The 14,242-nt window shown below is 39.8% G+C and carries 16 protein-coding genes and 1 tRNA gene; 5 read left to right on the forward strand and 12 right to left on the reverse strand.

Going from position 1 to position 14,242, the window contains the following annotated elements; translation table 11 throughout:
* Positions 1–758 precede the first annotated feature (758 nt).
* From SALPA_RS10565 to SALPA_RS10590, 7 genes are all read right to left on the reverse strand, one after another.
* Positions 759–965 (reverse strand): hypothetical protein, encoded by a 207-nt coding sequence (locus SALPA_RS10565; RefSeq protein WP_145093341.1) that lies wholly within the window; start codon positions 963–965, stop codon positions 759–761.
* Between the two features lie 241 nt (positions 966–1,206).
* Positions 1,207–1,365, reverse strand: a complete 159-nt coding sequence (locus SALPA_RS30315) for a hypothetical protein (RefSeq protein ID WP_222427948.1) — start codon at positions 1,363–1,365, stop codon at positions 1,207–1,209.
* A 336-nt stretch (positions 1,366–1,701) separates the two neighbouring features.
* Entirely contained in the window at positions 1,702–2,139 is a 438-nt protein-coding gene (locus SALPA_RS10570; protein ID WP_255451140.1) for a cupin domain-containing protein, read from the reverse strand.
* A gap of 637 nt (positions 2,140–2,776) precedes the next feature.
* Positions 2,777–3,205 carry a fibronectin type III domain-containing protein gene (locus SALPA_RS10575; protein ID WP_145093347.1) on the reverse strand — a complete coding sequence of 143 codons (429 nt, stop codon included), beginning with the start codon at positions 3,203–3,205 and terminating at the stop codon, positions 2,777–2,779.
* A gap of 278 nt (positions 3,206–3,483) precedes the next feature.
* On the reverse strand, positions 3,484–4,752 hold the full coding sequence (locus SALPA_RS10580; RefSeq protein ID WP_145093350.1) for an IS110 family transposase: 1,269 nt from the start codon (positions 4,750–4,752) through the stop codon (positions 3,484–3,486).
* A gap of 297 nt (positions 4,753–5,049) precedes the next feature.
* On the reverse strand, positions 5,050–5,814 hold the full coding sequence (locus SALPA_RS10585; protein ID WP_145093353.1) for a transposase: 765 nt from the start codon (positions 5,812–5,814) through the stop codon (positions 5,050–5,052).
* Between the two features lie 32 nt (positions 5,815–5,846).
* Complete coding sequence (locus tag SALPA_RS10590) at positions 5,847–6,416, reverse strand: hypothetical protein (protein ID WP_186451018.1); 570 nt, start codon at positions 6,414–6,416, stop codon at positions 5,847–5,849.
* Positions 6,417–6,648: 232 nt separating this feature from the next.
* Here SALPA_RS10590 and SALPA_RS10595 point away from each other — a divergent pair, with 232 nt between their 5' ends.
* The 3 genes from SALPA_RS10595 to SALPA_RS33230 all read left to right on the forward strand — a co-directional run bounded on the left by SALPA_RS10595 (position 6,649) and on the right by SALPA_RS33230 (position 8,879).
* The gene (locus SALPA_RS10595) at positions 6,649–7,551 is read left to right on the forward strand and encodes a LysR family transcriptional regulator (protein WP_145093359.1); all 903 of its coding nucleotides are present in this window, start codon (positions 6,649–6,651) and stop codon (positions 7,549–7,551) included.
* Between the two features lie 165 nt (positions 7,552–7,716).
* Positions 7,717–8,727, forward strand: a complete 1,011-nt coding sequence (locus tag SALPA_RS10600; RefSeq protein ID WP_255451141.1) for a recombinase family protein — start codon at positions 7,717–7,719, stop codon at positions 8,725–8,727.
* Positions 8,724–8,879 (forward strand): DUF4368 domain-containing protein, encoded by a 156-nt coding sequence (locus SALPA_RS33230; RefSeq protein ID WP_145093365.1) that lies wholly within the window; start codon positions 8,724–8,726, stop codon positions 8,877–8,879. The genes SALPA_RS10600 and SALPA_RS33230 overlap by 4 nt, the downstream gene beginning before the upstream one ends.
* Before the next feature lie 81 nt (positions 8,880–8,960).
* Here the strand turns inward: SALPA_RS33230 and SALPA_RS10610 are convergent.
* The 3 genes from SALPA_RS10610 to SALPA_RS10620 all read right to left on the reverse strand — a co-directional run bounded on the left by SALPA_RS10610 (position 8,961) and on the right by SALPA_RS10620 (position 10,238).
* A tRNA-Ser gene (locus SALPA_RS10610) sits at positions 8,961–9,050 on the reverse strand.
* Positions 9,051–9,054: 4 nt separating this feature from the next.
* Positions 9,055–9,516, reverse strand: a complete 462-nt coding sequence (gene tadA / locus SALPA_RS10615; RefSeq protein ID WP_145093368.1) for a tRNA adenosine(34) deaminase TadA — start codon at positions 9,514–9,516, stop codon at positions 9,055–9,057.
* Between the two features lie 122 nt (positions 9,517–9,638).
* The gene (locus tag SALPA_RS10620) at positions 9,639–10,238 is read right to left on the reverse strand and encodes a nitroreductase family protein (protein WP_145093371.1); all 600 of its coding nucleotides are present in this window, start codon (positions 10,236–10,238) and stop codon (positions 9,639–9,641) included.
* Positions 10,239–10,524: 286 nt separating this feature from the next.
* On the opposite strand from SALPA_RS10620, the gene SALPA_RS10625 reads away from it, so the two are divergent.
* Both SALPA_RS10625 and SALPA_RS10630 read left to right on the forward strand, forming a co-directional pair.
* Positions 10,525–11,583, forward strand: a complete 1,059-nt coding sequence (locus tag SALPA_RS10625) for a PocR ligand-binding domain-containing protein (RefSeq protein WP_145093374.1) — start codon at positions 10,525–10,527, stop codon at positions 11,581–11,583.
* A gap of 26 nt (positions 11,584–11,609) precedes the next feature.
* Complete coding sequence (locus SALPA_RS10630; protein ID WP_145093377.1) at positions 11,610–12,098, forward strand: chemotaxis protein CheW; 489 nt, start codon at positions 11,610–11,612, stop codon at positions 12,096–12,098.
* A 151-nt stretch (positions 12,099–12,249) separates the two neighbouring features.
* On the opposite strand, the gene SALPA_RS10635 is transcribed toward SALPA_RS10630, so the two are convergent.
* Both SALPA_RS10635 and SALPA_RS10640 read right to left on the reverse strand, forming a co-directional pair.
* Positions 12,250–13,452, reverse strand: coding sequence for a GGDEF domain-containing protein (locus SALPA_RS10635; protein WP_145093380.1), 1,203 nt, complete (start codon positions 13,450–13,452; stop codon positions 12,250–12,252).
* A 159-nt stretch (positions 13,453–13,611) separates the two neighbouring features.
* The gene (locus SALPA_RS10640; protein ID WP_145093383.1) at positions 13,612–14,241 is read right to left on the reverse strand and encodes a DUF3786 domain-containing protein; all 630 of its coding nucleotides are present in this window, start codon (positions 14,239–14,241) and stop codon (positions 13,612–13,614) included.
* Position 14,242: the final 1 nt, after the last annotated feature.

The following is a 14,242-nucleotide window of genomic DNA, read 5'->3' on the forward strand; positions in this document are numbered from 1 at the left end:
CAGCTCTACATTTGAGTAATTCTATTCTTTACATAATTATCCTTCATCTTCACCTTTATGAATTCGATATTCTAAATTTAATTTCCATCGACAATTTCATAAATAAATAATCTACTTTTTTGTTGTAAGATCATTGCACTACTTATTTTCGAGAAAATACTGTTATATCTAACATCTTCAATTATTGAATTTTGAAGTCATTTAATACCATACTCTACGGGAATAGTGATCAGATTTATTCTTTCATTCTTACAGCACTGAACATAATCACCGAGTGCTTTCTTACTCCCTTGTACCCATGCTTCAGGTTCATCGTCAAGATATGTACCAACAATAAACATATATAGTGGATAGCCCAGTCTGTCGAAAAAAACAGATGGGCTACTCTTTTGTTATCAAAATGCTATCAACTGTATTTTTCACCTAAAATAAAAAAACCAAAAGTCTTAACTGCAGCAGTTACAACTTTTGGTATAATTGACTTCATGGCGGAGAGGGTGGAATTCGAACCCACGGTCCCTTTGACAGGACACTTGATTTCGAGTCTTGTTCGAACCGTATTATGTTATCTTTGCATGTTTATAATGAACTGATGACCTACGCTTTACGAAAGCGTCCGAAAGTGTGTTTCTGTTATTTTCAGTGCTATTAATTTAGGAAAATCAATGGTTTCGGTTTTTAATTATCTTTAAACACCATCGTTTTAGGACAACTTTTAGGACAAAAAAATTCCCGGCACACGCCAGGGGTGTATTCGTTTAGCTCAGTTTTGTGTTGTGGCATTTCATAGCAAATTGAATATAGCCTTCAAGATTCTCGATTATTTCCTGTTTGTCTTTCTGTGAGATAGTTTCTAGTTTAGTCGTACCTGCAATTTCTCTTATCATTTGTTGAACTTGATAAGAGAAATACCCTAAATTCTCAAGTTGGATAACTAGTTCGTTAATTTTGTCATTGTTTCTCAAGTCAATCCCCCCCTCAAAGTTGTCTATATATTAATATGGGCGCTTTTATAAAAAAATAACCAGATTGCTTTTATGCAACCTGGTTATAGTAGATTATCAAATTTTTAGATCCATGGCTTTACAACTCTTCCTTTCAGAGGGTTGCGTGTATTATTTTATAACACTGAAGTATTAGTAATGTGTTAATTTCCAAATTCATTATTACATGTAAAAATATTTCATATCATATTTGTTTTCTTCTCTAAAACCATTTCCCATCCGAATCATCATGAAACAGGTTAACCTGCTTATTACGAATCTTGCAAACATACCGCATACCGTGACCGCCGCCGATCAGCGACGGCATGCGAACGTCCATGATACGGTCGATTTCAAATTTGCGGCCGTCTGGCCAGTGCATTATTAGTGGATGGATGTTGCCGGATTTATCGTGTTGGGCTGTTTCTCGTTTTGCTACTCTTTAATGATTCAATGTGAGGATTATTATCGCAAATTTCTTTATAAGTCCATAGGGGTGAAACTAAAACGATATCAATTTTGCACTGCTCAAGATCGCGAGATTGGCTAAGAGCAATTACATTATATTCCTCAACGTTTGCTTCTATGGTACCTGATATTTTGCTATGAGTCGGAATAATTATTCTTTTAAATTGGTGTCGATATATGGGGGAGTTGTTTTGCAATAAAATCAGATAATCCCCGAATGGCGAATTATTCGCTGTCCGATGGTTATTTCTTAATAACTGTGTTCATCTGCTTCGGCCTCTGCCTTTGTTAGATGTACGGTTCCTTTCGGATGTTGGGGTGGCGCATAAATTGAATATAGTTTCAACGGGATTTCCCCCGTATTAATTAGGTTATGCCAAGTACATGCTGGAATAACAAAGGCATAGCCATCACAGACATCTCTTTGGAAACACAAATCATTTTTGCAAGCACCCATTTTAACAATCCCCAACCCTTTTTCAATATGGATGAACTGGTCAACATGATGGTGAATTTCCAGCCCAATTTCACCGCCAACAGGGATACACATTAGGGTTAGCTGCATAAAATCTCCCGTCCATATAGTGGTGCGGAATGCCTTATTTCGTTTTGTTGCCTGCGCTATATTTATGACAAAAGGGTTTGGACCATGGTCAATTGTCTGATAAGCGCTTGGCGCTTTGTTCATGTAAAATTTAGGGCAGTAGCCATTCATACTATTCTCCTTTTCTGTATGTTTGTTACCATTATATGACGCTATGCAGAATTAGGTGATATGTATATTCGTTATGTCTAACTGTTGCGTGAAATACTCTCTAAGTTAAAAAACCATCCTCCAACAATTGATATACTCCCCTTAAAGTCCCTCAAGGTAGACAGGTTAAATAATAAAAACTGCCCCATCCCGAAGGACAGAGCGACTAAATCAAGAAATTATGGCATCCAATTAAAAGCATAAATCAAAGAGCACAATGTAATAGCCCCAACGGAAACAAATCCGCAAATAAAATCCCAAAACATTACTAATCCCTCCCTTTAAAAACAAGAACATTTACAGTATATGAGGGAGGTTTTATTTTGATTCCTGGAAAACATGCCAAATAGAAATGAAAAAAGCCGCCCACCAGGCGAACCCGGCAGGCGGCGGTGGTCAGTGCGTATTATGCTACTGGAATCACTTCAAAGCTGCTGATTTTATCATATACTAAGTAATCTTTACTATTCGTCATTACCTTATTCAACTGATATACGGAAGTACCTGTGCCAACGGTGCGAGTAAACCAGCCAATAAAGCCATCAATCTCAGTCTTGGGCAGCTTGTATTCCTACTCGCTGGAGTCGATCATGGTTACCCGTAACAAAGCATTCTCTGTAGTAGGCGGCGTTACCACTGCCTTGGGGGTTGCGGAAGCTTCATTGGAATTAGCGCTTTCCCCCTCAGCAGTTACGGCCGTTACCACATAGTAATAGGTAGTGCCATTGACTACGGAATTATCAATATAGCTTGTGCCAAATACGTTAGTAGCAATTGTTTCGTATGGGCCGCCTGCAGTTGCTGAACGTTTTACGTTGTATCCGGTCGCTCCAGTAATAGCAGTCCAAGAGAGAGATACTTTAGTGTCGCCTGCTGTTGCGGTTAGGTTGGTTGGTGATGGTATAGACACCTGGTTTGGATTATATGGTTTAAGTTCTCCGTTTTCATCAATGTCCATAGCATCTAATAAATAATTTGTTGTAAAACTACTGTCATTCACAGCAATTTTGACATGATGATCACTATCGCTTAGATTTTGAATATCCGCATCAAGCCTTTGTTCAATATGAGTTCCAACTTGGCTAAATGATGCAAGTTTTACATCATCAATAAATACATCAATTGATGATGCTCTTGCAGACTCGCAGACCAGCTAAGTGAAGTCAAGCCCTTAACTACAATTTTTGTTTATGGAAAAATAAGTATAGCAAACAAGCCTCTATCAATATCGAACGATATTGATAGAGGTATAATGTAATGTTTTGTTTTTCGTCTTCGTTAAGCCGCCTTTTGCAGGTGTTTTTGATACAGTTCAACCTGCTGATCAGGGGTAATCAAACGAAATGGCTGCTTATTCTTTAATACCGAGAATATGATACGTAGTAGCTTGTTCATAACAGCGCCTAAGGCTTGTTTCTTGGTTTTCGTTTCGATTTTCCGTTGGTAATACTCATAAATCACCGAGTTAACCTGCGAACCTTTAGATTCCTTACGGATAGACGTCGTAGCAGCTATATAGAGTGCATGTCGGAGAAATGGTGATCCCCGTTTGGTTACTTTATTCTTTGTCCCTACAAAATTCCCCGATTGTTTAACCGAAGGGTCGATACCGCTAAAAGCCACTAATTGCTTAGCGTTCGCAAACCGTTCAATATCACCAATTTCGCCCAAAATGATAGCTGCTAATGTATCACCTATGCCCGGAATGCTTTTTAGGAAAGTGATTGCCGGTAACTGTTCAGCAAGTGCTTTAATCTGGTCATCGAGTAAACTAATTTGTGCGTCTAAAGATTGCACAATGCTAGCATAGCATTGTATTGTGGCGGCATAGGCCGACAAGGATATGCCAGTAACTTGGGCATCATCGGCGCAAGATAACAAATCAGCATATTTTTGCTGAGCATATAATCTACCCTTACGGGATACCGTTTGCAGCATGTCCAGTATGACATGCTGATTGGCTTTCTTGCTCCATTCACAAGGTGTGGGAAACTTATTTACTAGAGTCAATGCCGTAAGCGATCCCGGGTTAAGGATAGTAGGAAAAAGAGGAGCAATTTGTTCAATAGCACACTGTAACTTATTGAGCAAATTGGCTCGTTGTTCTACCAACTGCCCCCTTGTTCTTGCTAAGACCTTCAAATTGGCCAGCTGTTCTTTAGGCATAGTTGTAGGATAAAAAGCATGAACAAATAACAGTCTGGCCAATTCAAGTGCATCAACCCGATCTGTCTTAACTTTCCTTACAACAGAATTTTTGATAGAATGGGAGATAAGGGGATTGATGTGGTAGACTTCAAAACCCTGTTTCAAGAAAAAGTGGACGATGCGCTGAGAGTAGTGACCCGTGGATTCTAGGGCGATGAGCGGTTTACTACTAAATGCTTCTTCCACTTTTCTTATTTGCCCTAGAACAAATAAAAGCCCTTGCTTAGTATTTAACGCTTTAAAAGGTTTCAAAAAGGTAGTACAAGTTGGAGATACTGCTGCATAAGAACAAAAATTTTTGGCTACATCAATGCCAATAACCGGACGATTAGTCAACACCGCTGACCTCCTATAAGATAAATTGAAGGGTTATCCATTCCAAGCTCAAAGATTACCGCCTTGCACGTGAAACGGGAATAAGCTCCCAACCAGCTAAAACGTAAATGCTTTGGAAATGGATGAATTGTCTGTAGGCATGGGTATAGAAAAATCTTCCCTGGGACGGGGCCATTCATATCCTTCTTCCTCATTATACCTAGAAACTGATTGTTCGGAGTTTTTCTATCCCAAAATGGATAACCCTTCTGTACTATATCTTACAGGGGACGGTTCTATTGATGCATTTACTATTTACCTTTACGCCCTGGTAATTACACTCTGACTTATCCCCGTAAGTCTAGCTATTTGGCGTGTTGTAATACCCTGTATTTTTTTTATTTCTTTTAGTATTGCATTTCTTTCTGACCTTTTCATTGTTTGTAATTCCTGTGATGTACTCACGTTCGCATTTTTCTGAATAAGCACCTTTACTTCTTCATCTTTTAGCGTTACTTGTTCTTTATACTCCAGACAATCATCATTATCTGATGTCTCGTTCATAAACCGCACATAATCTTCACGTGCCAGTTCGCTATCTAACGAAAACATCCCTAGGATAAAATTAATGTCGACTATTTGATCGGTATTAATAAATTCACAATAACTACTAAATCGAAAATCATATAAACTTTGTACTAAGCCAGCTTTTAAAGGATTCTGATGGATATACCGTAATACAACCAGTAGATATGCGTCATCTTCTATGACCTCACTTTTAAAGCGGTCTTGAAATAGGTGTCCACATCGATCATATTTGCGATTATACCACGATACGTAGCATACACCAATTCTTTTCATAATTGATGCAATCTCTTCTTCACTTTCCTTTATCAGTAAATGGACATGGTTATCCATAAGACAATATCCGTAAACCGTATAGTCGCAAACATTCCTGTAATAACACAAGCATTCTAAAAATTTTAATTTATCCTCATCATCCTCAAAAATTACCTGCCTATTGATGCCTCGTAATATTATATGGTATATTCCACTTTTGCTTTTTAGACGGGCCTGTCTTGCCATGTTTGTCACCTCAGATATATTCTAACACTCTCTCATATCTGAATCAACAGAACCGTCCCTTTGAGTCTAAACTTGATATCGTGCAGATCTTCATTCGCTGCATTCTCTACTACTTCCAAGCAGCGCGGCCCTGAAAGCTGATATATGAAAATCTTTCCAGTCAAGTTTTCACCAATGACATCATACTTGTCACTATATTTTTCATAGAGCAGTCCTATGTAAGGATAAAGCCATGTTGCAAGAATCTCATCCTCATCAATACGTAAGCAAAGGCCATCTTTTACAATATACCCATCATCGTTACACATGATAGCGTGTTTTCCCTTACCAACGGGAAAATTCTGAAAGCTGTTTGTACAAAAATCTGACATGAACTTAATTGCATCAGGTCCCTTTAGACGAAAAGCGGTAACAGGATTTAGGCCGGCATGGATACTGCATCCATCGTGATAAGCCAACATCTCGTTCCACCAGCCGTTATACTCAAAGGGATGCAATCCACAGTATTCCGTTGGTATATTTGCCTGGCCCTCGCTATGGCAAAGGGTGTAAATTCCGGGGTCATAAGGTACGAACAGACTCGGTTTCAAAACTTTTTTCATGGTCATTATCCTTCCTTTAAGTGTTTTTGGGGTTTTCGATGTTTTTCTACGCGTAGAATTGTGATACTTTTAAGATTATTTCTAAAATAATTATAAGCGTGTATATTCAAAAACGGAAATAGAAGAAAAAAATTTGGTAATTACGATATGGAATAATTCGCTAAGATTGACAGATATGTTACTCAATAGGTATTATAATAACGTAATTATAATAAAGAGATAGAGGGATGGTATGAAAATTAGCTACCTGCGGGAATTTATTGTACTAGCCAAGTGCCTTAATTTCACAAAAGCTTCCGATCAGCTCTTTATTGCGCAGCCTACTCTCAGTAAGCATATTGCTTTAATGGAAGAAGAATTAGGTTTCCGATTGCTAACCCGTACAAAACATACTGTGAATTTAACGGTTTCAGGGCATACTTTCCTTGAAGCAAGTCAAAAAATCATTGCCACCTATGATGAAATGCTCTCAGACATTTCGAGATTGTCCACTGGTCAGATTGGGGAAATCAGATTGGGTATGCTTTATTATGGCATCGATGAATTTATTATGCCTGCAGTAGCTAGTCTAGCAAATAAAATACCGAATTTGAAACTTTCTCTTGCTTCCTATCAACCCAAAGCCTTAATGGAAGATTTATGGTCTGATAAGCTTGATGTGGTAGAATATTTTAATATTGACCAACCTGGATATGATCAACTTGAATTTTTTGATATTGGCTGGCAATATTTTTCTGTAGCGCTTCCCAAAAATCATCATTTAGCAGGACGGAGTGAGATAAAGCTATCCGAGCTTGACGGAGAGAATTTTATTTTTCAGGAGCAATGCCCTTCCTTAGGAAATTACATCAAACAAATACTTACAAGAAAAAACGTAAAAATAGGAAAGGTTATCTTGACTGAGCACGTCGACACTGTATCCCTAACTATATGCGCAACGCATGCGGTTTCAATCGTCACACGTCACACAAAAGCTATGCACAGCACCAATATTTCTTTTGTTGATATAATAGACCCTAATGTACGAATCATGATGGCTTTTGCATATAAGAAAAATACGCTCAATCCTTGTATTACCCCATTTCTCGACGTCGTAAAAAACTGTTTTCCTACCATTAATTATGCTCCTGTATAAAATATTACTGATCGAAAACACACCTCCGACTTTTTACAGTGTCATTGAAAAAACTTTCCCTAGATAGAGGTTTAGGCAAATTACTACCAGCCACAGGCTGCTCTCATCGTAAAAATCTATTTTAAGCTCTGTTATCGCCGCAGCCTCCGATATGATATTTATAAATTGCCTTATATCAATGGAGATATAAAGAAGGGGCCGTGTAAGCACGTTCTGGCTGTAGATGAAAATGTTGCCCACAACGTAGTTAGGATATTTGAGATGTTTTTAAGCGGAAAAACCGCGCGGTCTATAGCTGATGTGTTCAACCACGAAAATATACTGACAGCGAATGACTATTTCTACAACACCATCGGCAAGCCTAATCCGTACAAGAATAACAAAAACAAGTGGGGAAGCACAACCATAATACAAATCATTAAAAACCCCGCTTATTATGGAGCTATGGCCAATGGCAAACGCGCAGTTAAATCTTTCAAGAACAAGAGCATTGTTCGGAAGGATGTTGACGAATGGATTATCATCGAGAATACCCATAAACCGCTAATCAGTAAAGAATTGTGGCTCGAAGCGCAACAGATCAGCAAGCGGAACAACAAGCAAACCGTAAGGCGCAGCTCAAACGGAGAAGTATCTATATTTGCAGGAATCATAAAATGCGCTGACTGCGGCGGCAATCTTGTTTTTAACCGGCGAGTCTTGAAATCCGGCACCAAAGAAATTTTCCGTTGCGGTACGTATACCCAAAAAGGGAAAGATGTTTGCCCTATGCATTGTATTGATTATGCCACTTTGTACCAAGCCGTATTAGCAAGTGTTCAAGAGTACGCTGTCTTAGCCGTCGAATACGAAAAGAAACTGATTAACAAGATTCTTAAAACCAACGATGAATTTAAGAATAAAAACATGCAACGGTACGAAAAAAACATCCGTGAATCCAAGAACAGGATTAAGGAGATTGACGGACTTTTGCAAAATTTATATGAAGATAAAATTTCCGGGGAAGTCACCGTTGCTCTCTTCAAACGTATGTCGAAAAAGTATGGTGATGAACAAGAGCGGCTAATTACGGATGTCGAACAGCTTGAAGCCGAATTGAATGAATACAAGCGTGTCGAACAGGATTTAACGGGCTGGGTAAACCGCGTTAAGGAATGTTTAACCATTGATAGTTGACGAGGGCTATTGTAGTCGAACTGATTGACCGCATAGAGGTCTCGGAAACCTACGACATGAACGGAGAGAAATTTCTGGACATAAATATTTCCTATAAATTCAGCCTGAAAAATTCGAACCGTGAGCCGCAAAAAATAAATAGAGCCGTTTGAAGTCATCCCGCAAAGATAAACCTTCAAACAAGCTCTATGGGTAATATTAAAAAGTATATTTTAAAAAAGATATTAGTGAAATGGCGGAGAGGGTGGGATTCGAACCCACGGTCCCTTTGACAGGACACTTGATTTCGAGTCAAGCACCATCGACCACTCGGACACCTCTCCATATTTATTTCCTACGCATACGGAAAAATTCTTTCATAATACGGGAACATTCTTCGGCTCGTACTCCAGCTGTTACTTCCAACTGATGATTGAGTGCAGAATGTTGTACAATATTAAAAAGAGATTCCACTGCCCCCGCCTTGTAATCCGGGCTGCCATATACCAACTTGTCAACCCGACTCATGACCAACGCACCAGCGCACATGGGACACGGTTCTATCGTAACATAAAGTGTTGCTCCCGTCAACCGCCAGCGACTCAGCTTTTGACAAGCTTCCCGGATGACTATTACCTCTGCATGTGCAGTAGAGTCATGCCAATTTTCACGCATATTGTGTCCACTGGCAATAACCTGGTCGTCCATAACCAGAACAGCCCCAATCGGCACTTCTCCAAGATCGAAGGCTTTTTGGGCTTCAGCCAGCGCTAGACCCATATAGTAGTTGTTATCCATTATTCTCACCATCGCAAGAGCCTTTTACACTTACTTTTGCTATTATATCCTGCACACTGAAAAAAATCAATATCCTACACCCGGGATAAGTTTAATTAAGCGTTAGCGGGAATTCCCAGCTAACGCTTACCATATTATTTAAAAATTTTTATACGTTCTGCCAGCGGCTGAAACTCTTTGTCACCCGGTGCTGCCGTAGGTTTACCAAATGGCATCTGCGCGATTAGCTTCCATGCCGCCGGAATACTCCACTCTTGCTTGACGGCTTCGTCAATAAGAGGATTGTAATGCTGCAATGATACACCGAAACCTTCGATCTCCAATGCAACCCAAATAACATGTTGCAGCATGCCGGAAGCTTGATTGGACCAGATGGGGAAATTGTCACTATACGCGGGAAATTGCTTTTGCATATTTTCAACAACTGCCATATCTTCAAAGAAAAGCACCGAACCATATCCATTAGCAAAACCATTAATTTTTTCTTCTGTCGGAGCAAATCGTTCGGCCGGAACTATTTTTTTAAGCTCATTTTTGGTAATGTTCCATAGTTCATCGTGGTGTTTTCCTAAGAGAATAGCCACTCTGGCACTTTGCGAATTAAACGATGAGGGGGTATACTTGACAGCCTCCTGGATAACCTGGTGAATATGTTCATCAGTAGTAATAGTGTCCTTACTAATACTGTAAAAGGTCCTTCTGTCTTTCACTGCCGCCAAATACGTTTTTTCCATGTTCTTAGCCTCCATTCATATTTCCTATTCATTGAAAATTTATATTTATTATTTAATATACTTCGCCATACTATCCTACTTACCTTGTTGCTTGTTGCTTCTGAGGTTAAAATTATTATTGCATTATTCGACATAAATTTTCATCATTATTGTTTTATCGACTTATTACTACTTATGTGAAAATAATAATTATATTCCAATACAGGATTTACCGTATTCAACTAGAATATTATAATTAATTAGAAAATTCGGTACCTTACCAACAACATATAAAGGGGGAATTTACATGAGCCAGCAGGGACCGCAAAACGGAGCTATTAGTTATAAAGTGAATTTAGACACTCTTAAGCTAACCGATGTAATCGATATTGAGTTTCTACAAAAATTTCAGGATGATTTTGCTAAAGGCGTTGGTGTTGCCAGTGTCACAGTTGACCAGGACGGCAAGCCAGTAACAAATCCCAGTATGTATACCAGATTCTGTATAGACTATACCCATTCGACAGAATGTGGTGACAAACGCTGTGCGGAATCACATCGCAAAGGCGGCGAAGAAGCCGTACGCACCGGTAAACCTTTTGTGTTCGAATGCCATGCAGGGTTGATTGACTTTGCTGCACCGATAGTAATCGAAGGAAAGTTGCTGGGAACAATCTTAGGCGGTCAAGTTCTCACGTCAAGTCCTGACGAACAAAAATACAGAAGAATCGCTGGCGAAATTGGCGTTGACGCCGACGGTTATGTCGAAGCTACCAAGGAAGTACGCATTCTGTCAAGAGAGAGTATCGAATCAGCCGCCAATGTACTTTTCACGGTTGCTAACAATATGTCCAAGAGTGCCTTTCAGCATCAAAAACTTAAAGCAGTAGCCATGGTATTAGATGACAGCCTGCATCAAATTTCAGCCACCATGGAAGAATTAGCCGCTTCGGCTGGCACGGTAAGTGACAATCAGGCTAATTTAAATTCTGAAATTGGTAATGTTAGCTCTGTTACCGGTGAAATCAATAGTGTTATGGATCTTATCAAAGAAATCGCCGATGAAACCCGACTGTTAGGTTTAAATGCAGCTATCGAGGCGGCCCGGGCAGGCGAGGCCGGTCTGGGCTTTGGCGTTGTGGCGCAAGAGATTAGAAAGCTATCAGCAGACTCCAAAGCAACGGTTGGTAAAATTAAGGAATTTACAACCCTAATAAGAAATTCTGTTGATCGCACCGTTACTATGGGCAGTGAAACTGCACTAACTGTTGAACAACAAGCAGCAGCTATTCAAGAGGTAACTGCCAGTGTACAAGAAATTACCAGCATCACTGAACAATTAACAGCTTTGGCTAATGAGACCTGATCTAGCAAGAAAGGAGAATTGAGCTTATGGCAAGCATCCAGTTAGTCATCTTTGAGATCGATGGCAGTGAATACGGTATTGATGCCTTAACTGTTAATGGTATTCTACGCGCCCAAAAATATAAAATACAGAAAATACCTGGACTTCCCCGCGAGATTGAGGGCATGATCAATCTCCGCGGACAAGTAAACTATATCTATAACTTACGCAAGAAATTCGGACTAAGCGAAATATCTGACGCAGAAGAAACCAAATTTATCATGCTAAATATTAATGAGCAGGTCGTCGGTTGTATTGTCGACGAAGTAACAGATATTGTCCACTTTAATGAAGAAGATTTACAACCAGCGCCCACCCTGGGTAGTAATCTTACCCTAACCTACATAAAAGGAATCGGCAAAGTGGATGAGCGTATGATTATTATTCTTGATCCTATACAACTGCTATCTACAAAAGAGAGTTTAGATTTAGAAACCCCGTTGGTAAAACTATCTGATTTAGCCATTCCTTCTTAATCCGGAAAATCCAATGGGACTTTCTTACTGCTGCTTAGGCAAGTGTTAATCCGTCAAATAAAATGAGCACCCCTGCGACCGCTAAAGGGATGCTCATTTTTTACTGGCTCAAACCAAAACCTATAGCTCGTTTTCGATCACTGCAGCTTGCTTACTTGCTCACACAATTCCGCCCCTTCTCCTTAGCACGATAAAGGGCGGTATCTGCAGCTTTAATTACTGCTTCGGTTTCTTTATTCTTCTCACTGCGTTCTGCTAACCCGATACTAATGGTTACGGACAGTTTTTTAACAGCTGGTTTTCGCTTGGTCTTTTTCGTTTGTCGCTTCTGGTACGCATAAGGAGTTTTCTCCACTGCCATTCGCAATTTTTCTAGGTGGGGTATAGCGTCTGCGCTGGTAGTGTAAGGGAATAGTATCGTAAACTCCTCACCGCCGTAACGAAATGCCTTACCACCTCCTCCGACCTTTTTGAGCACAGAGGCCACAAGGCGCAGTACCTCATCGCCGGTATCATGTCCATATGTATCATTAAATTTTTTAAAAAAGTCAATATCCACCATTGCAATCGTATATTCGCCCCTCAATTTCATTAGTTCTTCTTTAAGGGCACGCCGGGCAGGCAAACCTGTTAGCTCATCCAGGTAAGCCATTGAATACGAATCCTGGATCACAGCCATAATAAGTAGTATTCCAGCTGTACCAAAGAAAATAGGGATTGCTAACGGTGCGGCTTTTAAATGCAGCGCCAGCATGGAAGCAACCAGCACAACGCTAAAAGTATTATTCATATACGAGTAATGCTGTAACTGCGTTCTTATAACTAATAAGAACGCAACACTATACACCAAAATAGCTGGTTGAGGAATTGTTGTAATAACAAACATATCTACCGTCAACGGAGGCTCTTGGTAAAAGGAATTAAGCAATGTATCATCATTCGATGTAACTGCCAGTGCAATATAAAACATCTGGGAAGCAATAATACCAAAACGCCCTAATCCCCAAAAATTAAATATACCCCGTTCTTTTACTAAAGAAAAGATAAGTATGTTTATCGGCAGTAAAAGACAAATAACAGAATAAATTATTTTTGAAAAAGCGGGGATAGCAATAGCTGCTGCCAAATCACTGAGAGCAACCTGCGAAATTGCAAGCACTGTAATCATGAAAAAGACTCGACTGCGGTTAAACCACCAACTCAACACCAGGCCAATACCATATATGCCATAAGAAAAGGTTTCGATAGTAGCAGGCAACCAGTAGTTATTCATAATTAAGTGCGAATAGGCTATACTCATGACAATGAGTAGCCCCAAAGGAATTGTTGTAAAGAGCGACATTATTTTGTCCATTGGTTTTTATTAAAGTTCCCCTCATGTATTTATTAACTTTCTCATTATACCAATAAAATAGGCATTTGTAGACAAATACGTCTACAAATGCCTATTTTTTTACCTATTCCGCAAGTTCAGAATGTAGCTGAGAGACATTCCATTGTTACCGTTTCCCGCCTAACAGCCTGACGCCTGCGGCGCCAGCTTGATCAGCCTTTTGGCAAGATATTCTCCCAAAGCAATAATGCTTTCGATATGCAAAAAATACTCAATTGAAGGGTCAAAAAGCATAGTAGCATTAGCTGATATTTCCCCGTCGCCCTCCCACAGAGTCACACGCAACGGCGTTTTCGGGAAGACGGGAAAATATGCGGCTGCATCGCCAGCTTTGACCGGATGCCCGCCAAGAATAGCAGCACAATCAAGAAATGCCCCAGTCTGATGTCCAAAGGCCTTAATCAAACCACAAATTGCATCTTTATGAAAAGCGGGATAAAACAACATGCCCCCATTGGGTATCTCTTTCAAACTTACCCATTTACCTGTTACCTCTGCGGCTGATTGAAAGAAGGATAAATAGTGCAATACCAGTATAGCTGCACTAATTTCGGGCATCTCACCATCGTTTTCGCGCACCAATGTTTCCTTCGCCAAATCAACTACATAGTTCTCATTAAGAAAAGGTACGATAAGTTGCTGCTTTTGTGGTAAATATTGTACCTGCATATTTCGGGCAATATCTGCCGGCTCTTTTCGTTTTAGATCCTGCCACCCCTTATCATAGGCCACACGGTAGTTGCTTTTCATC

Origin of the sequence: Sporomusa sp. KB1 (assembly GCF_007830295.1) — a bacterium.
Taxonomy (GTDB): Bacteria; Bacillota; Negativicutes; order Sporomusales; family Sporomusaceae; genus Sporomusa.

Bases quoted from the DNA above. Each gene is read 5' to 3' on its own strand.
- SALPA_RS30315 (WP_222427948.1), bottom strand. From the start codon at position 1,365: ATGCACTGGCCAGACGGCCGCAAATTTGAAATCGACCGTATCATGGAC.
- SALPA_RS10570 (WP_255451140.1), bottom strand. From the start codon at position 2,139: ATGAACAAAGCGCCAAGCGCTTATCAGACAATTGACCATGGTCCAAAC.
- SALPA_RS10585 (WP_145093353.1), bottom strand. From the start codon at position 5,814: ATGGCAAGACAGGCCCGTCTAAAAAGCAAAAGTGGAATATACCATATA.
- SALPA_RS10590 (WP_186451018.1), bottom strand. From the start codon at position 6,416: ATGAAAAAAGTTTTGAAACCGAGTCTGTTCGTACCTTATGACCCCGGA.
- SALPA_RS10595 (WP_145093359.1), top strand. From the start codon at position 6,649: ATGAAAATTAGCTACCTGCGGGAATTTATTGTACTAGCCAAGTGCCTT.
- tadA (WP_145093368.1), bottom strand. From the start codon at position 9,516: ATGGTGAGAATAATGGATAACAACTACTATATGGGTCTAGCGCTGGCT.
- SALPA_RS10620 (WP_145093371.1), bottom strand. From the start codon at position 10,238: ATGGAAAAAACGTATTTGGCGGCAGTGAAAGACAGAAGGACCTTTTAC.
- SALPA_RS10625 (WP_145093374.1), top strand. From the start codon at position 10,525: ATGAGCCAGCAGGGACCGCAAAACGGAGCTATTAGTTATAAAGTGAAT.
- SALPA_RS10630 (WP_145093377.1), top strand. From the start codon at position 11,610: ATGGCAAGCATCCAGTTAGTCATCTTTGAGATCGATGGCAGTGAATAC.
- SALPA_RS10635 (WP_145093380.1), bottom strand. From the start codon at position 13,452: ATGGACAAAATAATGTCGCTCTTTACAACAATTCCTTTGGGGCTACTC.
- SALPA_RS10640 (WP_145093383.1), bottom strand. From the start codon at position 14,241: ATGAAAAGCAACTACCGTGTGGCCTATGATAAGGGGTGGCAGGATCTA.